This is a genomic window from Catellatospora methionotrophica (genome assembly GCF_011297335.1).
Classification (GTDB): Bacteria; Actinomycetota; Actinomycetes; order Mycobacteriales; family Micromonosporaceae; genus Catellatospora; species Catellatospora methionotrophica.
Genome location: NZ_JAAOTJ010000003.1, coordinates 171,553 through 197,334, shown reverse-complemented (window position 1 = coordinate 197,334; position 25,782 = coordinate 171,553). Strand labels below are relative to the sequence as shown.

General features: G+C 68.2%; 23 protein-coding genes and 1 tRNA gene. 7 read left to right on the top strand and 17 right to left on the bottom strand.

Annotated features, from left to right (window positions below; genetic code table 11):
• Nucleotides 1–48 precede the first annotated feature (48 nt).
• Nucleotides 49–1,020, top strand: coding sequence for a hypothetical protein (locus HAV40_RS11555; RefSeq protein WP_166380943.1), 972 nt, complete (start codon nucleotides 49–51; stop codon nucleotides 1,018–1,020).
• A 67-nt stretch (nucleotides 1,021–1,087) separates the two neighbouring features.
• Here HAV40_RS11555 and HAV40_RS11550 read toward each other — a convergent pair whose 3' ends face one another.
• Entirely contained in the window at nucleotides 1,088–1,777 is a 690-nt protein-coding gene (locus HAV40_RS11550) for a DUF4386 domain-containing protein (protein WP_166380942.1), read from the bottom strand.
• 117 nt (nucleotides 1,778–1,894) lie between these two features.
• On the opposite strand from HAV40_RS11550, the gene HAV40_RS11545 reads away from it, so the two are divergent.
• Entirely contained in the window at nucleotides 1,895–2,371 is a 477-nt protein-coding gene (locus HAV40_RS11545) for a beta-galactosidase domain 4-containing protein (protein WP_203671734.1), read from the top strand.
• A 26-nt stretch (nucleotides 2,372–2,397) separates the two neighbouring features.
• Here HAV40_RS11545 and HAV40_RS11540 read toward each other — a convergent pair whose 3' ends face one another.
• Nucleotides 2,398–2,571, bottom strand: a complete 174-nt coding sequence (locus HAV40_RS11540) for a hypothetical protein (RefSeq protein WP_166380801.1) — start codon at nucleotides 2,569–2,571, stop codon at nucleotides 2,398–2,400.
• Here HAV40_RS11540 and HAV40_RS38860 point away from each other — a divergent pair.
• Both HAV40_RS38860 and HAV40_RS38855 read left to right on the top strand, forming a co-directional pair.
• Entirely contained in the window at nucleotides 2,494–2,904 is a 411-nt protein-coding gene (locus tag HAV40_RS38860; protein ID WP_275413507.1) for a beta-galactosidase small subunit-related protein, read from the top strand. The genes HAV40_RS11540 and HAV40_RS38860 overlap by 78 nt on opposite strands.
• Nucleotides 2,793–3,188, top strand: a complete 396-nt coding sequence (locus HAV40_RS38855; RefSeq protein WP_275413506.1) for a beta-galactosidase small subunit-related protein — start codon at nucleotides 2,793–2,795, stop codon at nucleotides 3,186–3,188. Before HAV40_RS38860 ends, HAV40_RS38855 begins: the two co-directional genes overlap by 112 nt.
• Before the next feature lie 76 nt (nucleotides 3,189–3,264).
• Here HAV40_RS38855 and HAV40_RS11530 read toward each other — a convergent pair whose 3' ends face one another.
• Nucleotides 3,265–3,825, bottom strand: a complete 561-nt coding sequence (locus tag HAV40_RS11530; RefSeq protein WP_166380940.1) for a P-loop nucleotide/nucleoside kinase family protein — start codon at nucleotides 3,823–3,825, stop codon at nucleotides 3,265–3,267.
• A 139-nt stretch (nucleotides 3,826–3,964) separates the two neighbouring features.
• Between HAV40_RS11530 and HAV40_RS11525 the strand changes: the two genes are divergently transcribed.
• Both HAV40_RS11525 and HAV40_RS39075 read left to right on the top strand, forming a co-directional pair.
• A tRNA-Leu gene (locus HAV40_RS11525) sits at nucleotides 3,965–4,051 on the top strand.
• A 636-nt stretch (nucleotides 4,052–4,687) separates the two neighbouring features.
• On the top strand, nucleotides 4,688–4,924 hold the full coding sequence (locus tag HAV40_RS39075) for a DUF429 domain-containing protein (protein ID WP_166380938.1): 237 nt from the start codon (nucleotides 4,688–4,690) through the stop codon (nucleotides 4,922–4,924).
• 254 nt (nucleotides 4,925–5,178) lie between these two features.
• Here the strand turns inward: HAV40_RS39075 and HAV40_RS11510 are convergent, their stop codons facing one another.
• From HAV40_RS11510 to HAV40_RS11445, 14 genes are all read right to left on the bottom strand, one after another.
• Nucleotides 5,179–6,618: a TIGR02710 family CRISPR-associated CARF protein gene (locus HAV40_RS11510; RefSeq protein ID WP_166380937.1), complete on the bottom strand. Its 1,440-nt coding sequence runs from the start codon at nucleotides 6,616–6,618 to the stop codon at nucleotides 5,179–5,181.
• Nucleotides 6,608–8,776 carry a hypothetical protein gene (locus HAV40_RS11505; RefSeq protein WP_166380936.1) on the bottom strand — a complete coding sequence of 723 codons (2,169 nt, stop codon included), beginning with the start codon at nucleotides 8,774–8,776 and terminating at the stop codon, nucleotides 6,608–6,610. The genes HAV40_RS11510 and HAV40_RS11505 overlap by 11 nt, the downstream gene beginning before the upstream one ends.
• 3 nt (nucleotides 8,777–8,779) lie before the next feature.
• Nucleotides 8,780–11,098: an AAA family ATPase gene (locus tag HAV40_RS11500; RefSeq protein WP_166380935.1), complete on the bottom strand. Its 2,319-nt coding sequence runs from the start codon at nucleotides 11,096–11,098 to the stop codon at nucleotides 8,780–8,782.
• Nucleotides 11,070–12,692, bottom strand: a complete 1,623-nt coding sequence (locus tag HAV40_RS11495) for a hypothetical protein (RefSeq protein ID WP_166380934.1) — start codon at nucleotides 12,690–12,692, stop codon at nucleotides 11,070–11,072. Before HAV40_RS11495 ends, HAV40_RS11500 begins: the two co-directional genes overlap by 29 nt.
• Entirely contained in the window at nucleotides 12,670–15,918 is a 3,249-nt protein-coding gene (locus HAV40_RS11490) for a DEAD/DEAH box helicase (protein WP_166380933.1), read from the bottom strand. The genes HAV40_RS11495 and HAV40_RS11490 overlap by 23 nt, the downstream gene beginning before the upstream one ends.
• On the bottom strand, nucleotides 15,915–17,261 hold the full coding sequence (locus tag HAV40_RS11485; RefSeq protein ID WP_239086831.1) for a protein kinase domain-containing protein: 1,347 nt from the start codon (nucleotides 17,259–17,261) through the stop codon (nucleotides 15,915–15,917). Before HAV40_RS11485 ends, HAV40_RS11490 begins: the two co-directional genes overlap by 4 nt.
• Nucleotides 17,262–17,280: 19 nt before the next feature.
• Nucleotides 17,281–18,051 carry a PP2C family serine/threonine-protein phosphatase gene (locus HAV40_RS11480; protein ID WP_166380931.1) on the bottom strand — a complete coding sequence of 257 codons (771 nt, stop codon included), beginning with the start codon at nucleotides 18,049–18,051 and terminating at the stop codon, nucleotides 17,281–17,283.
• A gap of 1 nt (nucleotide 18,052) precedes the next feature.
• Nucleotides 18,053–18,745: a vWA domain-containing protein gene (locus HAV40_RS11475; protein ID WP_275413504.1), complete on the bottom strand. Its 693-nt coding sequence runs from the start codon at nucleotides 18,743–18,745 to the stop codon at nucleotides 18,053–18,055.
• Between the two features lie 239 nt (nucleotides 18,746–18,984).
• The gene (locus HAV40_RS11470) at nucleotides 18,985–19,713 is read right to left on the bottom strand and encodes an EcsC family protein (RefSeq protein ID WP_166380929.1); all 729 of its coding nucleotides are present in this window, start codon (nucleotides 19,711–19,713) and stop codon (nucleotides 18,985–18,987) included.
• Between the two features lie 179 nt (nucleotides 19,714–19,892).
• Nucleotides 19,893–20,519, bottom strand: a complete 627-nt coding sequence (locus HAV40_RS11465; protein WP_166380928.1) for a DUF4352 domain-containing protein — start codon at nucleotides 20,517–20,519, stop codon at nucleotides 19,893–19,895.
• Between the two features lie 131 nt (nucleotides 20,520–20,650).
• Nucleotides 20,651–21,052, bottom strand: coding sequence for a hypothetical protein (locus HAV40_RS11460; protein ID WP_166380927.1), 402 nt, complete (start codon nucleotides 21,050–21,052; stop codon nucleotides 20,651–20,653).
• Nucleotides 21,049–22,713, bottom strand: coding sequence for an AAA family ATPase (locus HAV40_RS11455; protein ID WP_166380926.1), 1,665 nt, complete (start codon nucleotides 22,711–22,713; stop codon nucleotides 21,049–21,051). The genes HAV40_RS11460 and HAV40_RS11455 overlap by 4 nt, the downstream gene beginning before the upstream one ends.
• Nucleotides 22,623–23,474: an ATP-binding protein gene (locus HAV40_RS11450; RefSeq protein ID WP_166380925.1), complete on the bottom strand. Its 852-nt coding sequence runs from the start codon at nucleotides 23,472–23,474 to the stop codon at nucleotides 22,623–22,625. The genes HAV40_RS11455 and HAV40_RS11450 overlap by 91 nt, the downstream gene beginning before the upstream one ends.
• Before the next feature lie 10 nt (nucleotides 23,475–23,484).
• Nucleotides 23,485–23,946 (bottom strand): hypothetical protein, encoded by a 462-nt coding sequence (locus HAV40_RS11445; protein ID WP_166380924.1) that lies wholly within the window; start codon nucleotides 23,944–23,946, stop codon nucleotides 23,485–23,487.
• Nucleotides 23,947–24,159: 213 nt separating this feature from the next.
• Between HAV40_RS11445 and HAV40_RS11440 the strand changes: the two genes are divergently transcribed.
• Complete coding sequence (locus tag HAV40_RS11440; RefSeq protein WP_166380923.1) at nucleotides 24,160–25,737, top strand: N-6 DNA methylase; 1,578 nt, start codon at nucleotides 24,160–24,162, stop codon at nucleotides 25,735–25,737.
• Nucleotides 25,738–25,782 lie beyond the last annotated feature (45 nt).

Genomic DNA, 25,782 nt, shown 5'->3' with positions numbered 1-25,782 from the left:
AGATATCTCGTGAACGCGGCTCCCGGAATGTGAGATCGGAGCAGGCAGATGACCAGGTACCACACCCCCCGACAGTCTGCTTCGCTCGCCCTGGCCGGCACGCTGCTCGCCGCGGCGACGACCCTGCCCGCCGCGGCCCAAGCCGCAGTGCCCGGCACACCGTCCACCCCGGCGGCAGCCGGACCGGCCGGATCGGGCGAACCTTGCCCGACCCTGACGAGGTACCGGCCGCAGCGCTTCGGCGACGCCACCGACCTGGACAACGTCCACCAGCCGCTGCGCCCCGGTACGGAGATCACCCTGCAGGCCGTCGCCAACTCCGGCGGTGAACTCCTGCCACACGTCGTCGTCCTGACCGCGACCGACCTGATCAAGAAGATCGACGGGGTCTGGACGCGGGTGCTGTGGCAACGCGACTGGCGCGAGGGCGAGGCTTTCGCGTCGGCGCTGATCTTCCAGGCCCAGGACGACGACGGCAACATCTGGCAGCTGGGGGAGTACCCCGAGCTCGTCGAGGACGAGCTGCCCCCGGGTGCGCCCGGTGCATGGATCGCGGGCGTGGCCGGGGCGAGGGCCGGGGTCGTCGTGCCCGGCGACCCCGACCGCGACGAGCCGCCGTACCTGCGCGCCGAGGCCCCCGGCATCGGGCTGCTGGGCTGCGCGTTCGTCGTCGATACCGCCGACGAGGTCTGCGCCCCCGCCATCTGCTACGACGACGCGCTGGTCATCGAGGAGTTCAGCCCGCTGCTGGCCCCACCGGTACGCCGCGCCTACGTGCCCGGCATCGGCCTGGTCGCCGCGGCGCAGGCCAACTCCGACGGCGAGACGCTGTACCTGTCCGGCAGGCGCAACCTCACCACCGCCGAGCGCCTGACCGCGGCCTGGGAGGCGGTGCAACTGGAGGACAGGGCGTACGCGACCAGCGACGTTTATGTCGACACGCCGCCGATGCGGCTGCACGCCGAGGATGCGGCCGCCGAGGCGGTCAGGCAGCTACTCGGAGAGCGGCTACGCCATTGAGCTTTATTCCAGCAGCGGCGCCGCGCCCCGGGCGGCGCCGCTGCGCATGTGCCGGATCGATGGCCGCTCAGGCGGCCGCGACCTGCGCGACGGGCTGCGCCATCCGACCCGAGACGCCTTTGACCAGCAGGTAGCCGACCATCCAGAACTCGCCCGCGGTGGCGGGCAGGACCAGGGCGGACACGACTCCGGTCGCCTCGGGCAGGGTGACGGCGACGACGAGGCTGAGCACGTAGCCGACGCCACCGGCGATCAGGAGCCGGCCCAGCGCCCGTGGCAGGTGACCGGAGCGGATGGCCAGCCAGCCCATCGGCATCAGCCACAGGCCGAAGAACAGCGCGCCGAGGGTGAAGGCCGCGCCGTTGAGCTCGTACAGCAGCAGCGCCTGGGCGGCCGAGGCGGCGTCGGCGCGCTGGGCGATGTCGAGGGCGGTCGCCGTGAACATCGTGCCGACCAGGATCGTCACGGAGTTGACCAGCCCGAACAGGGCCAGCGTGCCGGCGGCGACGGGGTCGGTGGGCCGGAACAGCCGCCAGAACCAGACCGCGGTGACGGCCTGGGTGGCCACCATGCCCAGGTCGGCCAGTACGCCCAGGCGGGCCAGGGTTTCGTGGGCGGTCAGGTTGGCGGCGGTGCCGGTGGCGTCGCCGGGCACGTACAGCCGCTGGCGGATGAGCAGGAAGCCGAGCAAGCCGGTGACGGCGAGGCCGAGGTAGGCCAGGCCGGTGATACGGGCGGTGCGTTTGATGTCCGTCATGGCACTGCTCCAGGAGTGAGGTGTCAAAAATGTTTGACACCATCGACGGTAGGGCTGGGGCGGCGGCGAGTCAAATATTCTTTACATCCACGGCATCCGCTCGCTCACCCCCCACGGGTGCGAGTCCGCGCCCACGGCGGCGACTTCGGCGAGGAACTGCACGACGGCAACTTCATCTGCGACGGCCTCGTCTTCCCCGACCGGACGCCGTCGCCGGGCCTGCTCGAATACAAGAAGGTCATCGAACCAGTCCGGATCACCGACGCCGGATCAGGGGCGTTCACCATCGAGAACCGCCACGACTTCACGGACCTGACCGGCCTGGCGCTGCGCTGGACATACGAGATCGACGGCGTCGCACACGGCGGCGGCGAACTGACGTGCCCTGGGCTCACGGCCGGTAGCTCCGAGGTCATCGCGCTGCCCGCCCTGGACCTCGCGGACCAGCCCGGCGAGGCCTGGTGGACGGTGAGCGCCGTGCTCGCCGACGACACCGCATGGGCTCCGGCCGGGCACGAGATCGCCTGGGGCCAGTGGCCCGCACCAGCCACGGCGCACGCCCGCAGCCCGATGTCAGATTGGCCGACCCCGTAACGTCCGAGCATTCGGCTGTCGGCACGTCAGAGGTGTTCGCCGCGCCGCGCGCCGCCCGGTTTGACGAACGGGGCAGGCTCGTCGAGCTCGGCGGGATCGGGATCGTCCGGCCACGCGTTGACCTGTGGCGGGCGCCGACCGACAACGACGCGCCTGCCCTGGCGGCGCAGTGGCGGTGGGCGGGGCTGCACCGCGTACACGAAAGGGTCCTTGATGTGGCGGCTGACGCCGACGCGCTCACCGTGCGCACCCGGGCCGCCCCGGCGGCCGTCGACACCGGACTCCTGGTCACCTACCGGTGGAGCGAAGCCGGGGACACGCTGCGCCTGCAGCTCGACATCACCCCCGACGGCGTATGGACCGTCCCGCTGCCCCGCCGCGGACTCCGTTTCGGCCTGCCCGCCGCCTACGACCAGGTCACCTGGTACGGGCTCGGCCCCGGCGAGGCCTACGCCGACACCCGGCTCGCCGCCCGCGTCGGCCGGTACACCACCACCGTCGACACCATGCAGACCCCGTACGTGTACCCGTAGGAAAACGGCGCCCGGCTCGCTGGGCGACGATTACCGACGCCGCCGGTTCCGGCCTGCGGATCGAAGCCGACCCCCTGTACCAGCTCACGACCCGCCGCTGGACGTCCGAGCAGCTCGATGCCGCCCGGCACCTCACTGATTTGGTCCGGGGTGACCGCGTGTGGGTGAACGTCGACCTGGCGCAGCATGGCATCGGCAGCAACTCCTGCGGCCCAGGTGTGCTCGACGAGCACGTTCTGATGGCTGGGCCGGCGTCGCTGGCGGTTCTGCTGCGGCGCTGCTGAGCGGGCCTTGGCCGGGTGTGGTCTGGTGGCCATGCTTGTGTTCGTGCTGGGGGTGCGCGCTTCGGCTCCGGAAGCCTCAGGGTAGGAGCGCGGCTATCTGCTCTTGGAGGTCCGGGGCGTCCAGGCGGTTGTCGATGGTCAGGTGGGGGACCGGCGGCTCGATGCCTGCGCGGATGGCTGCCAGGTAGGAGTCGAAGGCTGCGAGCTTCTGGCCGTCGCGGGCCAGGGCTCGGGAGGTCAGTCGGGCGTGCAGGGTGGCGGCGTCGGTGCGGATCCAGACCAGGTGCACCGGGTCGCCGCCGAGTTCGGCCACCCATGCTGCCCAGCGGTCCGGATCATGGATCTGGGTGGTGAACGGGGCGTCCAGGAGGACCGGGCAGCCGTGGGAGCGGATCAGGCGGGCTGTGGCCGTCATGCCGGCGTACTCGTGGATCTTGACGTGCTCGTCGTACCAGGCACCCTCACGCTCGCCGTGGGGGCGGTTGGCGGCCTGGAGGGTGGCGGCTACGAAGCCGCCGTAGAGGACGTCCTTGTCCAGGAGGGCGGGGACCTGGTTGAGGGATGCAAGGAGCAGGTGGGAGACGGTGCTTTTGCCGGCTCCTGGAGGGCCGGCCACGACCCATACGGCGGCGTTCACGGTGGGGAGACTACCGACAGCGGTAACCCGATGTGCGTGATCACCGGGGGCCGTGTATCGTTGTGGCTCGTGCGGCTGATGCCGGACACCAGCGGAGATGTGTCTCCGGAGGTGGTCCGGAGAAGGTCGGACACCACCGGTCCGGGTGGCGGAATGGCAGACGCGCTAGCTTGAGGTGCTAGTGCCCGTATAGGGCGTGGGGGTTCAAGTCCCCCCTCGGACACCATTTAGCATCACCAGTGATGTATTCGCGTAGCGCGTGTCCAAGTGCACTTGGACACGCGCTTTCGTTTGCCAAGCACTAGAAGCTGTCTCAGTCCTAAGCCTTGTGGTCTGCGACGACTTGCGATTGAGGGACGAGATCCACCGCGTGCTGTGGCCGTAGCGATCATCGCTCACCGCCGGTGCGGCGCGCTGGGCATCGGCGCGCACGGATGGGCCGATACCTGCGCAGTGACACGAAACCGGCCCGGCATGAACGAGGTCTCCAGGAACCCGTTGGTCCGCTCGACACCTTGACGCTCGGCTGGATGGCGTCACTGTGCTGCGGCACCGGCAACCGCTGCCTAGCTGGTGCCCACCGGATGAACGCCAGCCTCGTACCGCGGTGCGGCTGGCCGAGCTGACCGCACGACAGCTGCTTAGCGTGTCCTCCGACCGCATCGGGCGTACGGCGATGCGGTGCGCGGCACTGCAGGCGCAGCTGGCGTTGTGGGAACATCCAGTCGATCGCAGCGGCGCCGGGTCGGTCGTCGAGGTGTACCCAGCCGGCTTGCTGCATCGATGGGGCCTGCCGTCGACGGGCTAAAAGACGACCAAGAATATTGCTGTCCTCGACAGGCTGGTCGATCTTTTGCTGATCGTGGCACCCTGGTTGAACTTCGGTGGTGGCGAACGCGAGTGCCGCAACAGCGATCACGTGTTTGACGCGGTGGTCGCGGCGCTGACCGCCCGCGCCGCAGCATTGGGCCTGACGGAGCCCCTCAGCCCCTCACGTCAGCGCACCGTGGCCGTCGAAGGCTGGATTGCGCTGCCGACGCCCGAGCTCTCGGCACTGCTGCCGTCGGGCGGATCGACAGGCGAACGGGGAGAGTACTGATCCCTGGCTCGCATCGAATGGAATCACGGGTCCTCGGGTCTTGCAGCCCGAGGACCCGGCCAGGGTGCTGACCGATATTACGATCGGCAATCCGGAGATGACGACTATTGCTCATCAAACGGCTTGGAGCATCGGGTTCGACGCGGCTACTGCACCTCATTGCGCGCATCCACCAGTGTGCCGCCACCGCGTGACGAACGGCTCCATCACCGGTGCTTGGCCTCCGCCGGACCGGCCGTCGGAAACTCGGACGGTCAACGATCCATGTCGACAAAGCGCAGCTGCTCCCATAGCCGCCGTACGTCCCCGCCGGTGCCGTGTAACCGCCAGAAAACCGTTAGCAGGTGTTCTGCTCGTTCCCGCAACTTCTGGGAGTCTTTCGGCGCGACGGTCTTGTACCCGTGTGCCAACACGGAGCTGTTTCGTGTCTCGGCTAGGGAACGCAGGTTGCTGACCCCGTCGGGCGTGTTCAGCTGCGCTTTCACGCTGAGACTGTCCCGTAGTGCGTAGAGCAGGGTGACCGCCTGCATCATGGAGATGTCCGGTGGGAGTGTGTCGGTGTCGCGGCCGTTCGTGTCCATGACGGCCTGGAGGTATACCGCACGCACGTCGTCGGGATCGCCGATCAGCTTCCAGTCAGGTGCTTTGCAGCTGAAGCCCGGGTATTTCAGTTCCAGCCGGCGGGACAGGCAGCCTTCGATGGTGCGGTAGAACAACAGGGCCGCGAAGTCGTGCCGGCCGAGCCTTTCATAGTGCCGACCCAGCACGAGGAAGCTGACGAGCATCGAGGCGGGATCCGGACGGGCACCGGTGAGGGTCTTGAGGAAGTGGAGCTGTTCGCCGATCACGCTGCTGGTCTTCTGGCTGATTTCCTGTGCGGCTGCTGCCTTGGTGGTTTCCACCGCCCTGATGCACGAGGCCAGGTTTGCGAGGTCGAGGTCGCACCATGCGCGGTAGAGCGCGCTGAGCGCACGCATGAACCGGGCCCGGGCTGGGTTGGCGACCTGCTCGCATAGCTCGTGGTAGCGGTCGTAGGCACTGCTGAAGCCGCCGCTGCGGAATGTCTCCAGCGCGGCGGCCATCTCCTGCTCACCGAACAGCGCGGTCGGATTGTCCAGCAGCAGCGGCCGTTCGTCGCCGGGCACGACGCGGCCGAACTCCGTGTCATAGTCGCCGTCGAGGTAGCACAGGCTGAGGTTGAGCTGCCATGCCGCGAGCGCGGCGGCGGCGCTCATGACCTTCTTGCCGCCGGTGATCTCGATCATGGCGGATAGGGTGCCGTTGGTGGTCGCCCGGTCGAGCTCGGCCTTGACCTCGCGGTAGATGCCCTGCGGGTCGGTGGGGTCGACCGAGCGGTGGGAGAAGTCGAGCTGCCGGAGTCGGCCGGGCCGCAGGACACGTTGAGCGATGACGTCGACGCTCGTGCCGGCCTGTTCGGAGTAGATGACCAGGAGCCGGGTAGGCCGGATGAGTTCGTAGGCCAGGATGGTCGTCAGCGGTGAGAAACCGCTCATGCTGATCAGCAGGTCCACGGGCCGTTTCAGAGCGGGGTTCTGCTTGCGTACCCTGGCGACTGTCTCGTCGAGCATCGTGTCGAGGAAGAAAGCGGTCGCCTGCTCGGAGGCTGTTCCCTCGCCCCAGGTGTCGTGGCCGCGCAGGATCTGGCGCAGCTTTAGGGCGTTGTCATCTGCCATGGGAGTCTCCTGTCGGAAGTGCGGTGGGGTGGCAGCGCCAGCAGGACGGCCTCGTGTCAGACAGACCACAGGTGCCGCAGTGCGGGCAGACGGTGGCGTGGGTCGCAGAGGCATGGCAGTTGGTGGCGAGGACGTCGATGCCGAGTACGTCTGCGGTGCCGAGTGGCTGCGTGCCGGTGTTCTGGCGGCGGAAGATGACGGGGTAGGTGCGGGCGCAGTTGCCGCACGACTGGGTGCCCCATCTCGTGTGGCACTGCCGGCACTCCGCAGTGAAGGTTCCTTCGCGGGGCTGGAAGTCCCGACTGGAGCCGACGGGTTCACCGCAGACCGGGCAGGTGGCGAGTCTGCGCACGATCGCCAAGGCCGCGTCGAGCTGGCTGTTGAAGCGTTCTGCCACGACTTGCCGCTCGCGGCGCTTCGCGTCCGGCAGCCGCTGGTCCCGCCAGGAGCTGACCTGTTCTTGCAGATGCTGCCACTGGGCTTGACTCGGATGCCGGAGCACAGCCAGCGTGTCGGCAGCGTTGCGGCTCGTCCAGTCAGTGTCGGCGGCTACGTCGATGAGAGTTGCCTGCGCCGACACGACCGGCGGGTAGGCCGTCGCGTCCGGGGCGGTGCGGGCCCACTGCAACGCTCTGGCGACCCGTTCCACGCTGTCGAGTTCTGTCGGGGCGGCGGGGATCAGCCCGACACCGGTGCCCTCGGCTAGATCGTGACCGGGACTTTCGAGGCGGGCCCGCACTTGGCGCGGCAGCGATTGACGTTCGACTCTCGTGCTCGGGTAGATCAGGACCCGGTGGTGCCCAGCCGGAGCCGGCGTGCGGAGGTCGTCGAGCAGCGCGTCGAGTTGTCGGCTGGTCACCGGTGCCGCGAGCTGGTGCGGCACCGGCACCACGGTGAGCAGGATTCGCTGGTCGCGGCAGAGTTCGAGCGTTCCGTCCGCCCTGACGCTCAGGGTGAGCTGATCGTCGGCGCGGTTCGTGTAGGCGACTTTCGGGCCCCCCGGCAACGGCTGCAGGGTCGTCAGCGCCCGGAAGTCGAGAGATTCCAGCGCACGTGCGGTGATCAGGGCCACGAACTGGTCGTATGCGTCGCAGAACGCCATGGGCGAGACGGCTGAGTCGAGTCCCGTGGATGCGTCGACCAGAGCCCATGCCTTCCACAGTCCGTGGATGCGACGGTAGTCCTCGTGGAACAGGAACAGGTTGGTGGGGCGTAGCCCGGTGCCGATCACGGCGGACCGGCTCACCTGGCGGTTCCGGCACAGCCGCGATGCGTGCAGGCCGAGTAGTCGTGCTTGGCGCTGGCGCGTCTGCTCCAGCAGGTCGTCGATGCCGGCGAGCAGATCGGCGTGATCATGGAACTCGGCCAGCAGCTGGGACATGCGGTGCGAGGTGCGCCACCGTCCCGTGCCCAGTTGTGCGGCGAACCGGTCCAGGTCGTCAAGGACATCTACGGCCGCCTCCAGGCGTCGGCGGCGCCACTCGAAAAAGGCTGCGAGATGAGCCAGGAGGCGCAGCGTCGCGCGGTTCTCGTAGAGGTCCAGGTCCTCGTCGTTGCGCAGGGACTGCACCCGTCGAGGATGCACCCCGCCCATCGTTCGCTGCTGCCAGTCCTCGGTGTGGCCGGCGAGGTAGTCGGCAGCCCCTGGTGCGAACCGGCGAGCGCGCGACAGCGCCGTCAGTTCGACCTCCCGGCGTAGCCGGGCCACTGGCTGCTGACATACCGCCGCCAACTGCGGAAAGGCAGCGTCGAACTCCCGCTCGAACAACGGAACGGGGTCGTCGGGGGCGACGCCACGCAGCTGCGCCAGCACATCGCCGGCCAGTGGCGGAACCGCGATCCAGCGCTCGTATTCCGTCGTATTCTCCGGGTCATCCGTGCGGAGCACGGCTTCTGCCAACGCAGCGGCGATCGCGGCGGCCCGGCCGGCCAGCGCCGGGTCGGGTTGCCCGTCGTGGGCGAACCGTCCACTGGCGCTCACCCCTGCGACTTCCGCCGACCACCGGGTGGAAGTACCGGGAACGACGGCCGCGTATGCGGCAGCCGGTTGCCCGTTGGCGAGGCCCGCCGAGCCGAGCCGGTAGCGCCCGAGCAGCGGCTGGTCAGGCAGCTTCCGAAGGTGGCGGGCGGTCACCCGATCCCAGAATGGATCGCTCATGGCTCACCCCCGCGCCTCGGCGAGTTCGTCGAGCAAAGCCAGGGTCGCGGTGGGGCCGTTGTCGGCGGTGACCGTTCCCCTGACCAGGCTCGGCCAGCTCGACTCGACGATGTTGCGCAGGCTTCGCAGGTCCGAGTCCTTCAGCGCGTACCGGTTGCGTAGTTTTCGTACAATCCTGGTGGCGATCACGTGGTCGGCCGCTTCCCCGACGCTGCCGCCTGCAGCAACCACCACCGGGGCGTAGCCGCGGATCTGGCGTTCCAGCCGCGGTCCCCAGCCGAGTTTGAAATCGTCGCGCATCGGCTGCACCAGGTGCTCGCGCAGGAAGTGCAAGATCTGCTCCGACGCGTCCCCGTGCTGGCGATGGGCGCGGTCGAAGGCGTCCTCGAGCGCTTTGAGCGACACCGGCTGCCGCTGCTGCGGGGGCTGCGGCGAGATTGCTGGAGGTGTGGCGGGCAGTTCGATGACATTGGCCCGGTCATAAGTCTTGTCGGCGAACTGCACGGTGGTCTCGTCATGGTTCGACGTGCCGAAGAACCACACGTTCGGCGGCACCGGCAGGTGGGTTCCGCGTTGCCGCGACAGGTGCTGTGGGGCGGGCTCCAGCACCTGGTTGGACAGCTGGAGACGGATCTGCTCGCCGGTGTTCTCCAGGCCGGAAAGGATGTCGGCGAAGTACTGCTCGGGGTGGGCCAGGTTCATCTCGTCGAGGATGACGAAGAATGGCCTGTCCTGGTGCGCCGCGCAGCCTGCCTGGTAGACCGCCTTCGTGAACGTGGTCTCGTAGTATCGGCGTTCGAAGGCGTTGAGGTGGCCGACCAGGTCGGCCCGGTCTCGCCACCCGGCCTGCACCTCGACGACGGCGTAATCGGCGCCGATCGCGCGCGCGAACGCCTTGGGCAGGCTGGTCTTGCCGATGCCGCTGATGCCCTGGAGCAGGTGCAGCCGGCTCATCGCAAGGCCGCCGAGCAGGCAACGCAGATCACGTTTGTCGAAGGACAACGGCGACGAGGCGCTGCTGAGGATGCGGTCGGCGTGAATGTGCCGCTGGATGTGGTCGAGGAGGTCGTCCAGATCCGGTGTTTTGCGATTGGTGGGCCGGGCCGTCTGCAGGCCCGGTTCCGCGTCGAGCTCGTCGAGGCCGGGGAACGGCCGCGGCGCGCGTTCGCCGCCGAGCAGCGAGTCGACCTCCTCCTGCTTTTCCCGGAGTAGCTTGCGGTGTGTGCTGATCGAGTGCTGCAGGTGGTCGCGGTGTTCGCGAAGCTCCTCCACCTCGGTGGTGGAGATCAGGTAGAGGTTGTTCTCGGTGCGCAGGCTGGCGCATTGGTGCTCCAGCGCCAGAATCTGCTGTGCCTGCAGCGCGTTGTCCTCGCGTAGGCGGGTGATCAGCTGCTGATCCTCGATCGTCAGCGAGTTTGCCAGCTGGGCACGCAGCCGTGAGTTGTCTTCGTTGAGTAGCCGGATCTGCTGTTGCAGGCGCGCAGGGTCCTCGTGCCCGGCGTCACGGGCGGCAGCGTCACGTCGGTCCAGTTCCTCCCGGAGCCGGTCGGCGTGCGCCTTCACCGTCTCATGGGTCTGGGTGAGCTGGTCGATCTTCAGCTGACGGCGTTGCAATTCGGCCGCCACCGCGAGTTCTGCCCGCTGGCGGGCTAGGTCCTCGTTTTCCTGCTCGTTCTCGGCCATGGCACGCAGCATGTTCTGCTCCGACCGCAGGGCGCGGCGCTGCTCCTCCAGCTCTGCGCGCTGGGCCTCGAGTTCGGTGGCGCTGTGCTGGCGCAGCTCGTCGAGTTCGGAGCGCTCCCGGGCGACGGCGGAGGCTGCCTCGGCTCTGCTCCGGTCGATGTCCTGGTCCATCGCAGCGCGTTGCTCGTCGAGTCGTCGCTGGTGTTGGCGTTCCAGGTCCATGAATCCGGCTGCGCTGTCGATCCGCTCCTGCCGGGTCTGCGCCGCCCATTCCGCGACTTCCTGCGTACGGCGTCGCAGTGCCGCCAGCTCCTTCTCGAGATCTGCACGATCAGCGGCCAGCCGGGCCTGGTCCGCCGCCAACTGGAGTGTGTCCCGCACCAGGCCGGCCTGGTCCTGGTCCTGCTTCGCAGTCTTGGCCTGCAGCTGGTCCCGCTCGCGGGCAAGGTTCTCGGTGTCGCGTTCCAAGATCTGCAGGGCCTTGCGGTAGACGCCGGCCACGCGCGACGCCTCGGTCCACAATTCCTGAGCTGTCGTGAGCGGCAGATCCGCGCCGGGAAGCTCGGCGGGTTCGGCCTCGATCCCCCTCTGTTCGGCGACCTCCTGCGCGTTACGAGCCGCCTTCCGGGCTTCCCGCAAGAGCGCGTCCCCGTGGGAGTTCTGCTGAGGTGGACCGGAGCGGGGGTGTCGCGGAGCCATCATCTTCCTTAGCGGGGATCGTCGGGGCCATGAGCAGGTGTTCGGTGGTCCAGTAGAGGAGCTCCACGATCTCGGCAGTCTCCTCCGGCGAGGGTTCGTGATCCCCGCGATGAGAGGCGTCGTTGCGCAGCTTCGCCGCCCGGTCGAGCTGATCGCACAGCGTCGGTCGGCGGTGCAGGGCGCCGAGTAGCGGATGCCGAGGATGATCGAGGGTCGCGATCAGCACCCCGGCCAGCCCGGCGCGAAATGACGGAAGGGTTCCCGCAGCGGCACGTGCCACCTGATCGTGCTGCTGGCGGCGCACACCTTCCGGTACAGCGGCAACGCCGGTGTGTGCACGGACTCGCCTTAGGTTGTGCTCCAGCATCCTGGTGCCGTCTCTGCCGTCCCTGAGCTGATGTAGGCGTGCCGAGTTCAACGGGAAGCGTCGGGCCAGCCTGAAGAAGATCTCTTCGAACAGTTTGAGCGCGTTGTTGACCGCAGACTGCCGACGCCTGCCGCCCAGCGAGCCGAGCGCCACCGCCTGAGCATGGTCCGCTTCGATATGGGTGAGCAGCTTGAGGACGTCGGCGTACTCGGGATCCAGCAGCCGGCGGCCAAGGCGGTCCTGGGCTCGGACCTCGGCCTGCGCGAGTCTGCGCTGTTCCTGCTGCTGCGCGGCGGCATCCTGATTGACCAGGCGGGACCGGATGCGGCCGATGGTTGCGGCTAGCCGTGTGTCCTCCTCGGCGCGTTCGAGGATGAGCTGCTTCAGCTCAGCGTGAGGCCACCCGGTGAACGGGTCCAGCGCCTCCCAGTCCGCACTTGTGTAGGCGCCCTCGGGCAAATAGGCACAGGTCAGCAGGAACACCGGCTCCGGTTGCCCGCCGACGTACGACACCCGTCCCGCCTGGGTGCCAACCGGCGGCGCGGCGGCAGTCTGCGTCTCTTCACCGGACACCCGCGTTGCGGCGGTGCGGATCGCGGCGGCTATCGCCTCGGACCGTGGCCGGGCGGGCGGGCGTACCCCGACCGTACTCACGATCATCGGGTGGATCGGCGTCGCGTCGCGTCGCGCGTCGAGGCGCAGCCGAGGCCGCCCATCATCCAGGTAGTCGACGTGTGCATAGTCCAGGCTCGGCCGCGCCGCAGGCCACAGCCATGCCGAACCCGGCCCCGTGAAGGGGCTCTGGAACACGAACAGCAGCCGCTGGGTGGAGGCGTCCCAGGCTTGCCCATCGAGCGCTCGGAGGCCTTGCACGGTCAGCCGCCGGTGATGGTCGATCAGATGCCGCTGCCGGAGCATCTGCATGATGTTCTGGCACATCCCCATGTGCAGCCCGCTGACCTCGGCCTGCTCGGCAGGGTCGGTGAGGCCCGCCTGGCACAGCATCGCGACGACTCGCAGGAACGGGTCGAGTTTGCGGTGCACGTGGTCGGCAGCGAGTACCCGCCAGGACCAGGCGGGCCACAGCATCCATGCGCTTCCAGGCGGTGCGGAACCCAGGCGTCCGAAGTCGAGGATCGGTGTGTCAGCGGCGAACGACACGTCCATACCTTCCGTCCTCGCACAGGGACAGGAACTTCGTCAGCTCGGACGGGCCGGTGCTGGACGGCTCTCGGAACATGGCCGCATCGCCGACTGTGATGAGCAGCCGTTGCTGGCGGCTCATTGCCACACACAACCGGTTCGTGAGGAGCAGGTGTCCATACTTGCGGCGGTCAGCCGTCGGAGAACCTGAAGCCAAGGTATTGCTGCGGGTCGCTGAAAGGAGGACGACGTCGAACTCCCGTCCCTGGAAGGCGTCGACGGTGCCGATGTACAACCGATCCGCCAACGCTCCTACGGCGCGGTACCGGCCGTGGCTGTCGCGCTCGGCGAGCTTCTCGTCGTTCAGCGCCTGCCAGATCAGCTGAACCTGCGCTCGGTAGAAGGCGATCACGCCAACCTTGGCAGCTGGCGGAGCCTCGGCCGCGAGTTTCTTCAGTTCCGCCGCGATCCACTCGGCCTCGGCCCGCCGAGACTTGCTCCGGCCGCTCGTTTCTCCGCCGTGGGTGGCAAAGGGCAGGTCGGCCCACACCGCGACCGCGTCGCCGTAACGCTCGATGCCGTGGCGCAGCTGGACCGTGTTCGTTCCAGAACCCAGCTCGGTGTCGCTGGCGTAGAACGCCTCTGCCACGAAGCGGCCGAGCACTGGGTGCATACGGAACTGAGTATCCAGCGTGATCTCGCGGCGCAAGCCGGCTCTTCCACGGTCCTCACGTCGCAGATACTCGAACAGGCGCTCGAACATACTCTGCTTGAGTGCCGCCAGCATCTCGGTCTCGGTCGAGATCTCCAGGTCGCGTTCGATGTCAGGCTCCAGCAGGTGGGGAAGCTGCCGGTGATCGCCGACCAGCACGATGCGCCGCGCCGCGAGACACAGCGGAATCATGAGGTCCAGGGGGTTGGCTCGGGCGGCTTCGTCGACGATCACAGTGTCGAACCGGATGTCATCGCCGGTCACCAACTCGGACATGAGGCGGGATCCGGACTGCTGGCAGGTCGCGGCGACGACGGCGGTGAAACCACGAATCGCCTCGCCGACCGCCTCTGGGTCGTTCTCAAGGTCGTCGAGAAATGCTTCGACGGCGGCCGCGACCCCGTCGGGAGACACGACAAGGCGGCTGCGCAGCTCTGCGGTAACCTCGCTCAACAGCGCGACGATCTCCTCGTCGGCGACCGCGTTGAGGGGAACTGCGGGCGTGGTGAGGCTGTCGAGCAGACGGTCGCGTGCTGCTGTCAGTTCTGCAAGGAACGGCGGCTCCGCACCCTCCCATTCAGCCGCCTGCTCGATCACATTGAGGTGCTGCGCCAGCTCAGTGTGCGCGCGCAGGCGCAGCAAAGCGCGCCGGGCCATATGTGGCCCGTCGTCGGCAAAGGAGACTGCATCGACCCGGATCCCTCCGACGGCTCTGCGCAGTGGCTCCAGATCAGCGCTCGCCACAGCAACCGGAGCGCCGTTGGTCAAGGCGCTACCGGCCATTATTAGCCGGCTGCGCAGCGCAGCGGACAGGTAGTGGCCGCACAGGCCGTCCAGCTCCGCGATCAGCCTGGCAGTGCCAGCCGGAGTGGGTGGTTGCTGGCCGTAGCCGAGCACCAGTGCCTCGGCCCGGCGTGCTGCCTGTAGCAGCAGCCCGCCCGGCGTACGTTCCGCGCGCAGCTGCGCGGCCTTCTCACGGCACCACTGCGCCACGGCGTCGCTATTGCCCTGCGGTTGCCGAGAACTCACCTTGACGGCGGGTAGGCCGAAGACCTTCGTCCGGCGGACCACTTCGTCGACGGCGTCGTTCTGGAAACTCGTCAGCAGCACGCTGTGCTCGATCGTGCCGGCTGCCTTCGCCATCTCGGCCAGGCAGTCCTGGATCGCGGTGATGACACGAGTCTTGCCGGTGCCGGGAGGTCCCTGGATCAACGCGATGTCCGGCGTGTTGATGGCTATCCGGACGGCCTCCTCCTGCTTGTCCGTAAAGTTCTGGTACGGGGCGAACGCTTTCAGCGAGCGTGGTTGCACGATCCGAAGGCCAGCCCGTGCCGAGGGCATGGGCTGGCCTTCCAAGAGCAGGCCGAGTTGTGGCATCGGCGTGCTCAGTGTTTCGATGCGGTGCCGGGCCCGCCGCTGGCGGTTGATGCGAACCCGATCACCCAGCAGGCTGAGGTAGAGCACGCCACGCGCTGGTGGGTGCTGCAAAGTGCGGTCTTCGGGGACCCGCAGGCCGAGGCTGTTCGCAGCGGGGTTCACCCAGGCGATGTCTCCGGTGAAGTTTTCCTCCATGTCGCGGCCGTCGAGATCTAGTGTGCCGTTCTGCAGGCCGTCGGGGGCATGGGTCGAGGCGGCGAGCCGGCCGTGCTCGTCGCCGAGCCGAGACATGAACTGCTGACCGTCATCAGAGTCGAGCTGGAACCGGTAGGTTCGCGCGTCCTGCTGGTGTACGGCGTGATAGTGCACCGCGCCGAGTCCGATCGCTCGCGCGATGACCTGTGCCTGATCCATCCTGCCGTACTCGTCCCAGTGGTTGAGGTACTGCTGCCCGCTGCTGAGCAGGCGCTGGAACTCGTCCAGATGCTGTTGCTTGAACGTATGGGCGTGCGTGCCATCGGCGAAAGTCAGGTCTGCCTCGACCAGCGTGAGTGCGACCTCGCGTTGGCCACGTCGGCCAGGTCGCCGCAGGGTCTTGAGCCACAGGACTCCATCGCGGGACTCTAGATGGGCCTCTGTGGTGCGTCCATGCAGCACGAACCCGGTGCTCAGGTCGAGCGACTGCTGACCTGCCGATCCGAAGACCCGCACCGGGCGGCCGTCGGCGCTCGGGGCGAGGACGAACTCGTCCGCGAGCCAGCGGACGAGGTCTGCCGAGGTGCGTGATCTGTGCAGGGCGCGTTGAACCGCCCGGACTGCGTCGTCGTCGACCCCGATCACCAGCTTCTGATCCCAGGTCAGCCGGTGCGCGAAGCGGTGTACTTGGACGGCGACCGAGTCGGGTGCGGCGACCCGGCTCACCCAGGCGAGCACGGGCAGGTTTGTGCCGATGACGTCGGTGAGCACCTGTTCGTCGGTCGGCGTGTCACCGGCCGCCTGCCAAGCATTGGCGCCGATGCGCAGCAGGAGATTGCCCCCGGTGGATGAGTACAGCAGCGATGCCTCGTCACCCACCCGTGCGACCGTGGCGGGATTCTCGCCACCGCGGGTGCGCAGCGTGATCGCCGATGCCGAGTCGGTGCGCAGGTCCCTCAATCTCACGGCCGTCCCTCCGGAACCACGTCGAAGCAGAGCCACCGATCGGCTCGGCCTGCCGTGCCGATCCGGATGCTCCACACGGGCGCGGTGCCGTCGGCGCGGAGATCTGCCACCTTGTCAGCGAGCAATGTGTGGATCTTGCTGCCGTCTGGGGACACCAGTTCGACGGAGCCGCCGCTCAGGTTTACGATCTTGAGGCGGCCCTGCTCCCAACGCAGCTGGAACATGGACTGCTCGGCCTGTGCCACCGCACCAAGCACTGCCTCGCGGGCCAGCTCGACCTCTTCGCCGTCTGACAGCACCACCCGGCAGCGTTCGACGTAAGGCGCGCGGTCCGGCGTTTCATCCGCGCCGTCGTCTGGGTCGCCGCGCAGGTCCAGGTAGCTCCGGGTGTGCAAGGTGGCGGGCCTCGGTAGCTCGTCGCACCAGGGACACGACTGCTCTTCGGCGTCGAAGTAGGAACTCATTCGGCAAGCAGCGCAGGATACTGTCCTGGATGCCGCGGCCCGCAGGAGCGTTCGCCAGTGACCGAGCCCTGGCCTGCGGTCGCGTCGGGTCAGCCCGTCAACGAAGGTCGCTTGGAAGGCCAGCGCCAACGCTTCGTCGAGCACCAACCATCGGGACTGGATACCTCGGCTGGACCGGTTGGATGCGTCTTTTGGATGATCGACAAATACGTGTATACCGTCCAGGACGGCGGCCTCTTCGTCCTCCTCGCTCTCGTAGACGACGTCGCCAACGAACGGGTGGTCGAATGTCAACGTCTCGAACGCCAGCACTGCGAAGGCGAATGCGTCGGAGAGGCTGTCGGGGCGGTGCAGGCCGCCATGCCGCAGCTCGGGCGCGTGATAGCGCGGAGTGAAGACGCTGCCGCGCTGCATAGTGGCGTACGAGAGGTTGTCGCAATCGATCAACCACACCTGCGCCGTGTCGGCGGAGTCGGAGATGAATAGGTTGTTCGGCGATGGGTCCTGATACACGAGGCCCAGCGCGTGCAGCCGTGCCAGTGTCTCCGCGGCTGATGCCAGCACCTTCAGCCGTTGACGCAGACCGCCGGTATCCCGGTAATGTTCCACTGCGCTTGCCCCAGACGGCACGCGGCACATCTGCGACAGCGGGACCATGCCGACGATGAGCTCCATAACGTAGCCGACGAGAGGCGCTGCCAGGGTCTCGAGTGGCCGCGCCACCGGTAAGCCCTCCAGAGGAAGGCGACGGATGGCCTGAATTCGCTCCACCCATCCGTCCGTCTCTGCCGCGTGCCGTCCGGACAAGATCTTGACGGCATGCCGTCCACCGGCCACCTCGTACACGGCGCCCTGGCCGCCGCGGCCGAGCTCACGCACCAGTTCCAAGGTCACACCGCTAGCCGTCTTCACTCTGTGCGGCAGTGTCATCGGCTGCCCCATGGTTTTCCTCCCGTGTCGTCCAGTGCAGCGCTAGCGTCTTGTCGTCGAAGTGGCCTGGCGTCGGCCAGGCGCGCAGCTGCGCACAAAGGCGACCGTGGCGGGTGCGCGGTGCCAAGGGTGCGAAGTCCTGGGACAGGTGATCGATCAGTCCGGGCAGCGCGCCGGGGAGCAGGTCTGCGGAGACCCCATCGGTCGCCAGCAGCATCTGCCGCCCTCCGGAAAGCAGCGGGAGGCGCCGAACGTGCCATTGCGGCCGCCGATCGGCAAGCCCCAGCGCCTCGGTCTCATTGCCGAACCCGTCGGCGGGCACGAAGACCTCTAGACGCCCACCTTCAGTGAAGGCAATCAAGCCGTCACCGAGCTGACACAACAGGACCTCACCGCTGCGATGCGCCAGGGACAGCAGTACTGTCGTGGCAGCCTGGGCCGCGTCGAGGGGGGCCAGCGCCTCACGCCAGCGTGCTTCGAGTCGCCTGGTGAGCAGCTCCGGGTCCGGCATGTCCTCGGTGGCCACCTCGACAACGGCTCGGTGGGCCGCGCGACAAACTTTCTGCGCACCCAGCCGGGCATGAGGTCTCGATCCCATGCCGTCGGCGACCACGACGAGGGAGCCGAACTTCCCTCGGGTGCCGCGCCAGGCGTCCTGGTTCGAGGTCCCGGTGCGGCGGTGCGCCGGACCACACACCGACGCACCGAACCAGCCCGCGTTCCTGCGGTCAACTGCCATGTCAGTCGATGACGATGTCGGCAGTGCGCTCGGCCAGCGGCAGCGGCGGCCTACCATCGACGATGCCAGTGGTGGCCTGCTGGCTGACGCTCATGGTGAGCCATTCGAAGAATTCGACGATTCGGTGGACCTCGGTAGCCTGGAAGACGCCCTCGTTACCGTCCCCGGCGAAGCGCTCGAGAACCGCCATCGCCTCCGCGTCGACCTCCCGCCCGACGGCCACGGCGTACCGTGCCGCCTTGCCGGCCCGCGGGGCCTGCAACAGGCGGTCGAGCGGCTCCCGCCAGTTGTCGCTGGGGTGGCCCTGGCTGTCGGTCGGCTGCCCGTCAGATAGTAGGACCAGCACCGGCCTGGCGGATCGGCTCGGGACCTGGCTGCGGTCCTCAAGCACGTCGTGGGCGAGCAGCAGAGCCTTGTCGAGGGGGGTGACACCACTGGCGGACATGTCCTGCCAGGCCAATTCGCGCGCGGGGGTGAGGGGAACGTGCAGCCCGGTTAGGCCCCCGAAGGTGATGACGCCGACAGTGATCTCGTACGTCGCCTCGCCGAAAGACTTGAAAGACCTGATCATTTCGCCGACGCTGCGGTTCAGTGTCTCGATCTTGGATTCGTGGAACATGCTTCCACTCACGTCGGCGAGAATGAGAACCGGAAGTTGGCGAGGAGTGGCGGCGACGAAGTCTCGGAGTGGCATGGAGATCCTTCTGTCGTGCGAAGATGGCTGCTTCAGTGCCTGATGGGATCAGGTCACTGGTGGCATTGCTGGATCATAAAGGCGGACGTAATGAATGATCTACGTACAAAAGCCTTATGTCCATGATCTGACAGCCCGTTGATCGTTGTCTGCGCCTCGCGTGATCCCCGGCCATAGCGGCAGCTGGCTGACCGGGGACGTTGGACAATCGGCTCGGCTCAGGCGAGCCGATACCGAAATCAGACGTGCGCCGGAAAGCTCGATTTGGCTGCGCGACCGACCAGAGCGGTGAGGGCTGCATCCACCCCGGCTCCGACCACGCCCCCCGCAAGTGGAATGCCTTTGGCCAAGGTGATGACCGACCGCTGCGTCCCGTACTTGGCGATGAGCATGAAGCCCACCCGTGTGTTGATCTTCCGAATGACGGCGATGGGGATCGCCTTGATCATCTGTGCGGTCAGCTTTGTCCCGATCTTGACGCCGACCCCCTGGAGCGTGCTCGCGAGCGTCCCGCCCGCCGTCGCGAGAGTGATGACGGTTTGAACGTGCGGGTCCGAGATGTTGTAGCCCCGTAGGTATGCGATGGCCCCGACCAGTCGGGCATTGATCAACAGCGCTCCCGCGACGTTCGCGGGGAGCGTGATTGGCATGGTCACGAACCCGCCCAAACCGGTGAGGAAGCCGTTTGTCGATGATGCGGCCACTGCCTCCTTGATGAGCCGACCGATTACCTGCTCGATGGCCTCCTGACTCACATGGTCACGCAATGGACCGCTTTCGGGTTCCGAGAGTGGGCCGCGTAGGTCTGGGTCGACCTTGCCGAGGCGTGCCTCCGCGTATGCGACCGACCCTGTGATGGGGCCAACACCGTCTTCAATGACCTTGACCACCATGTTCTGGAAGTAGCGGACCACCGCATTGGATGGACCCCCGTCGTGCTTGTCAGCGTCTGTCTCGTCCGTGTCCATCGTGCTCCGTTCCTGGTGGCGGGTGCGGCTCATCGAACCACAGAAGGGCCTGTCGTCAGAGGGGGCGAAAGTCCTGAAAGGAGACATCCAAGTGGGTGCCGGGCCCCGGCATTTCGCCGGGGCCCTCGCACTTCTGCGTCAGACGGTCCAGTAGCCCTGGACGTCGCCGAAGTCGTCAGTCAGCTCGACCCCGCGACCTTGTCCGGGTCGACGTCGAACACTATGTTGTCGTTCTTGCGCTGCCCCTCGTTGACCGTAGTCATCGCATCAAGCTGTGGGTCGATGCCGACGACGAGGAACTCGGCCTTGTAGACCGTGCCGTCCTTGGCGATCAGGCGGAAGTTCGACGGGCCGAGGTCGGTGTCGCCCTTGGCGGCGAAGATGTCAACCATCACGGCGACGAACTGACCACGCTTGGGCTGCGTGAACTGGTTCGGCGACATCGCCTTCTTGATGGACTTGACCGTCACCCTGGTCTCGTCGTTCAGGAACTTGACGTTGATGGCCTGGCCGACCTTCACCGTTGCCGGCCCCTTCGGCTCGACGTTTGGCGCCAGCGACGGGGCGGCATCGGAGGTGGCCGGCCCCGGGCTGGTGGGCGGGTTGTCGGTCGCAGCGACGGACGTGGACTTGCCGGTGTCGTCGCTACTGGCGAGGACGGCCACGGTGCCCAGCACGCAGCAGAGGGCGAGGAGCGAGCCGACGACGATGGCGATGATCCCGCCGGTGCTCAGGCTCTTCCTCGGTGGCGCGAGCGCCGGGGTTCCGACGCGCGGCATGTCAGGGGTGGGGCTGTTGTGCGTCATGGGATGGGTCTCCTCGGTAGGTTCGGTTGCAATGAGTTGAGCGATCTAGCGTCAGTGACTGGACTGAACAGAAACGGCGTCGGCGTCGGCTGGTCGACGGTGGCGCGGCGGGTCCTGCCGGCCGCGGAGTGTCACAGCCGCGCGAGGATGTCGAGCACTGAGCCGTGCAGGTGCCGAAGTTCAGTGACGGATGGCGCTGTCTCGTAGTAGTGGTGGTGGGCTGCCCGGGACAGGGTCGTCCAGGCGAACGTGGCTTGGCGGGTGAGCGTGCGTTCGCAGCGGTTGCGCAGCAGCAGGAGCTTGGTCCGCCCGCTCCCGTACTGCGCGACGGCGGGGTTCATCCGCTGCCAGTAGGCGTCTATCGCCGTCTCGAGTGCGAGCCGGATGAGGCACGCACAGGCTTTGGGCCACCAGCCCTCGGAGACGGCGGCGGATCCGACGGGGCCGTGGCCGCGGAGCATGCTGTCGGCAGCGGTGAGGTAGCAGTGCGCTGCCGCCACGGCCGCAGGCTGAGCAGTGGCCGGTGTCGTCATTTCAGAACCTCGGCGATCTGGCGGACCTGGCGGACGAGGTCGGGCAGGTCGCCGTGCCATTGGCCGTGGACGCCCCGGCGGCAGGCCTGGTAGGCGTCGCCGGCTCGGCGCCCGTAGGCGCTGTTGATCCGGGAAAGCACATCCCCGCCTCTGTTGACGTCGTCGAACAGCGCGAGCGCGAAGGCCAGGGTGATGTTCTTGCCAGCCTTCTGGAGGTCCGTTTCGATGTCGAGACGGCACTCACCCTTTGCGGTGCGGACGCGCCAGACGACCCGGTGGCAGGCCGCTTCCAGGGCGGAGCGGCACAGCTCGGCGACGACGGGCGCGCGGACCTCCTCGGGGATGTCCCGGGACAGGGCCACCGCACCGGCGTCGTCAAGGTAGCGGGTGACCGGGTCGAGGCCAGGCCGGATAGTGACGACTGACCGCTCCGCCCGCACCACCTCCAGGATCTGCGCATCGATCTCCAGCCGGCGTACGGCGTCGGGCAGGCGGCTGTCGTGGGTGAACACGACGACCTGCCGCTCGTCGGCGAGGTCGGCGAGCACCTTCGCCAGCGCGTCGACCTTGGACGGGTCCATGCTCTGCACGGGGTCGTCGACGACGACGAACCGGAACGGGCTCTCGGCCGTGCAGCTGCGCGGTAGGAACGTGGCCAGCCCGAGCGCCTGCAGCTCGCCCTGGCTCATCACGCCCAGCGCGGTGCCGTTGTCTACGCCGTCGACACTGACCTCGAACTCGACCTTGCGGCGCGTGTTGGCGCCCTGCAGGGTCATCGTGCCGAGCTCGACGTTGCTCTCCTGGCGCAGCTGCGACCAGATGCCCTGCGAGTGCGCGGCGAACGGGGCCAGGCGTGCGTTGCGGATGTCCTCGGCGGCGTTCCTGAGCCACTGGCGTGCCGCCTTGAGCCGCGCCTGCTCGGCCTTGAGCGTCGGTACTCGGCGGGCGTCGACGGACCAGGACCGTAGCTCTACGGCGACGGTCTGCCAAACGGTGTCGCGCTCGCGCAGGTAGGCGCGAGACTCGTCGCATACCAGCTCGGCAGCATGGGTTACCAGCGGATAGCGGGCAGCCAGGTGCGCGGCCAGCTCGCCCGGGGCGCCGGGTACCGCCAGCAGGTCGGCGAGGGCGTCATGAAGCTGGGCGAGCGCTACGCCCTCGCCCTGAGGCAGCTCGATTTCGGCGATCATCTGGCGGGCGCGCCGGGCCAGCTCGGTGACCTGCGACGAGGCCCGGCTGGCCGACAGCGACAGCTCGCGCAGCTCGCGGAAGGCCTGGTCGGCTTCCTGCCGCCAGGCACCGTCGAGCGTGCCGGTGTGGCACACCGGGCAGGGGCCGTCGCCGGTTTCCTCATGGTGGTCCACCGCGAGACGGAGCAGCTCGGCGGTACGCACCGAGGCCTTCGCCTGCCGCTCCTCGTACCCCCTGCTCTCCTCTACCGCAGCGGCGAGGCCCTCGGCCAGGCGCGCGATCGCGGCTGGCTCGGGCAGGCTGAGGTCGGCGAGCCGGTGGTGCAGGGTGAGCGTCTCATCGGTGCCGGCGTCGACAGGCTCGGCGAGGACGGCGTCGATCAGGTCGTGCTCGGGAGAGGCCGAGGCAAGCGCATGTGCGGCACGCCGGGCCCGGTCATCGTCGATCGGGTCGAGCGCGACCCGCAGCACGAGGCGCCGGTCCCGGATGTTCGTGAGCGCGGCGTCGACGGGCCGGGCCGCGGCCGCCAGCCGCTGGCCGGCGTCGGTGAGCAGCTCCAGCCCAGGATCGAGTTGATGGAGTCGTGCAGCGCGCTGGGCGTGCTGGTGACCAGCCTGCTGAGATCGCCTGCGGTGAGGAACGGCCGGTACAGCTTCAGCGGCCGGGCCAGCGCCAGCGCGTTCAGGTTGTCGAAGCTGCCCGCGGCGCTGGTGACGGCCACCGACGCCGAGGTCAGGTCGCCGCCCGGCGCCCAGGTCCGACGGATGCGGGTGGGCGTCGTGACGCCGTCGATGCGCAGGTCGAGGGTGATGGCGCACGTGTCGGGCTGGTGCAGGTTGCGCCAACCGCTGCGCCACACGCTGTTGCGGTCGGCCCAGCGGGCGCTGTCCCCGGTGAGGGCCAGCTCGATCGCCTCGGCGAAGCTGGACTTTCCGGAGCCGTTGCGGCCCACGACCAGGGTCAGGCCCGGGCCGGGCCGCACCGGCAGGGTGCGCTGCGGACCGACGCCCCGGAACCCACAGATGGTGACCGAGTCCAGGTAGACGTGGGCGCGCTGCTGCTGCGGGACCTCCCCCGCGGGGTCGAGGCGGGTCGGCCGTGTGTCGAGGGCGGCCCGCAGGTCGCCGTCACCGCCGACCGCACCGAGCACGACCTCGGCGACATCATCCGGTACGCCGTCGGTGGCGAGGCGGTCGAACAGCAGCTCGACCAGTGGTTCGTCGTGAGTCATGGCAGCGCCTTCACAGATTGTCGGCAGGGGAGGGAGCAGCGGCGTCGCCGGTCGGGTGTTCGCGCACCCAGACCGACCATCCGTGCTGCGAGATCGCGCGCAGTGCGGGAACGTTGACCGCGATGACGGTCTGCCCGTCCGGGTACACCAGTCCCCAGCGGCACCACGAATTCAGAAGCTCGGTGACGATCGACGGGACGTGCCGCGGGTCCGCGCCGCACGCGGTGATGGCGACCAACTCCTGCTCGACGACCGACCCCCGGTCGGCGAGCAGGGCGGCGATGGCGCGCCGGTAGCCCAGCGTGGCGACGGGCGGCGCCGGTGGGCGCTCGTGCCACGTGGCGCGGCTGGTCAGGTGCCAGGTCTCGTGCTGGGGGCAGTGGTGACCCGCAGTGCGGTGCCGCGGAGACGGGAGCAGCGCAGCGCGACCGTGATGGCGCGCTCCTGGATGAAGTAGGACTTCTTTCCGCACGTGGCGCAGGTTCGTTTCATCGCGATGTCACCTCGTACTCGTAAGGGGTTCGGTGGCAGTCCAGCCACGGGAGTTCACGCGACCGACGATCGCCGATTTTGTGTACACTATACACACACCACGCGTGTACACAAATCGAAGTTCTGTGCTAAGCCGTCGTGTACACGGGGCGACGGTTCGTGTACGGTGTCGTCGTAAATGGAGGTGCACCACATGGCAGACGAGGTGACCGCGGCCGACATCGCGCGGCTGGCGGGCGTGGGACGAGCCGCAGTGTCGAACTGGCGACGACGCCACGCAGACTTCCCGCAGCCCGTCGGTGGCCCGCCGAACAGCCCGATGTTCGCGTTAGCGGACGTCGAGGCCTGGCTGCGCGTCAACGGCAAGCTGGAAGACGCATTGCCGGCACTGCCGAAGCCGACCGCAGCCGCGCGTCCAGTCCATCGCGCAGTCGATGACGAGGTGGCTGCCGCAATGGCGGCGTTGATGCCCGCCGTGCGGCAGGGACAAGTGCTCGATCCCGCCTGCGGTGCCGGCTCGGCGCTGGTCGCGGCGGCAAGGCGGTTCGGCAGTGCGGCCCGGTACGTGGGTCAGGACGTCTCCCCGGCTCGTGCGCAGCTGGCAGGCGAGAGGCTTGCCGAGAGCGGCCGAGTCTCGTCCGAGCTGGCCGAGGGCGAACCGTTCGAGCACGACACGCTGGCGGACTACCGCGGGCGGGCGGATGCCGTCATCTGCATGCCGCCGATCAAGGTGGCCTGGCAGGCCGACGACGGCGCCTTCGACCACCGCTGGGAGTTCGGCCCGCCCCATCACCAGGACACGGCCCTGGTCTGGCTGCAACTGGCCTTCGCGTACGTCAAGCCATCGGGCACCGCGACGCTGCTGATGCCGTACGCCGCGGGCGTCCGCGCCACCGGGCGCAAGATCAGAGCGGAGCTGTTGCGCGCCGGGGTGCTCCAGCAGGTGGTAGCGCTGCCGGAGGGGTTCGGCGGTCCCGGCGGTCCGTGGCTGATCTGGGTGCTGCAACGGCCTGAAGGCCAGCCCGCGTACACGCTCCGCCTGGTCGACCTGACCGACGCCGACCCCGCCGACGTGCCACGCGACGAACCCGGCTGGCAGCGGGTCTTCGCCGACGAGGCCTGCACCCGGGACGTGCCGTCGATCGAGCTGCTCGACGAGGAGGTGCTGCTCGTCCCGGCACGCCACATCGAACTGCCGGTCAGAGACGTCAGCGGCGACTACGAGGACCTACGCTCCTCGCTCGGCACAGCGGTGCGCCGCCTGGCCCGCGACCTGCCGTCGTTCACGGCCCGGCCGGAGCCGATCACGCTGCCGACGACCACGATCGCGGACCTGGCCCGGGCCGGCGCCCTCGAGTTCGCCGACAAGCAGGACCTCCAGCCGGGCGACATCGTCATCCCGGGCGGTGCCAACCGGTTCGACGCCGTCGTGGCGGCCGACGCCGAGGCAGCGCGAGAACGCCCGGTGGGCGAGGTCATCCGCTGCGATCCGCAGCAACTCGACCCGTACTTCGTGGCCTGCTTCCTGCGCTCGGAGAGTAACCGCCGCCAGGCCACCGGCACGCAGGGCGGCACCTTCCGGCTGGACGTCAGGCGCGCACGTGTGCCCCGACTGCCGCTTGCGGAGCAGCGCCGCTACGGCGACGCCTTCCGGCTGATCGCCGCCTTCACCGAACAGGCCGAGGCGGTCACCTCTCTAGCTGACGATGCCGTGCGAACGGCCGTGTATGGGCTCACCTCGGGTGTCTTCGCACCCGATGCGGCCGCCTAGTCCCTTATCCTCTCCTTTCCCGTTTAGTTGAGACGAGACGAGCAC

Bases quoted from the DNA above. Each gene is read 5' to 3' on its own strand.
- HAV40_RS11555 (WP_166380943.1), top strand. From the start codon at position 49: ATGACCAGGTACCACACCCCCCGACAGTCTGCTTCGCTCGCCCTGGCC.
- HAV40_RS11480 (WP_166380931.1), bottom strand. From the start codon at position 18,051: ATGGCAGTTGACCGCAGGAACGCGGGCTGGTTCGGTGCGTCGGTGTGT.
- HAV40_RS11510 (WP_166380937.1), bottom strand. From the start codon at position 6,618: ATGGCAGATGACAACGCCCTAAAGCTGCGCCAGATCCTGCGCGGCCAC.
- HAV40_RS11460 (WP_166380927.1), bottom strand. From the start codon at position 21,052: ATGACGACACCGGCCACTGCTCAGCCTGCGGCCGTGGCGGCAGCGCAC.
- HAV40_RS11465 (WP_166380928.1), bottom strand. From the start codon at position 20,519: ATGACGCACAACAGCCCCACCCCTGACATGCCGCGCGTCGGAACCCCG.
- HAV40_RS11475 (WP_275413504.1), bottom strand. From the start codon at position 18,745: ATGCCACTCCGAGACTTCGTCGCCGCCACTCCTCGCCAACTTCCGGTT.
- HAV40_RS11505 (WP_166380936.1), bottom strand. From the start codon at position 8,776: ATGAGCGATCCATTCTGGGATCGGGTGACCGCCCGCCACCTTCGGAAG.
- HAV40_RS11550 (WP_166380942.1), bottom strand. From the start codon at position 1,777: ATGACGGACATCAAACGCACCGCCCGTATCACCGGCCTGGCCTACCTC.
- HAV40_RS11470 (WP_166380929.1), bottom strand. From the start codon at position 19,713: ATGGACACGGACGAGACAGACGCTGACAAGCACGACGGGGGTCCATCC.
- HAV40_RS11450 (WP_166380925.1), bottom strand. From the start codon at position 23,474: ATGACTCACGACGAACCACTGGTCGAGCTGCTGTTCGACCGCCTCGCC.
- HAV40_RS11495 (WP_166380934.1), bottom strand. From the start codon at position 12,692: ATGGACGTGTCGTTCGCCGCTGACACACCGATCCTCGACTTCGGACGC.
- HAV40_RS11440 (WP_166380923.1), top strand. From the start codon at position 24,160: ATGGCAGACGAGGTGACCGCGGCCGACATCGCGCGGCTGGCGGGCGTG.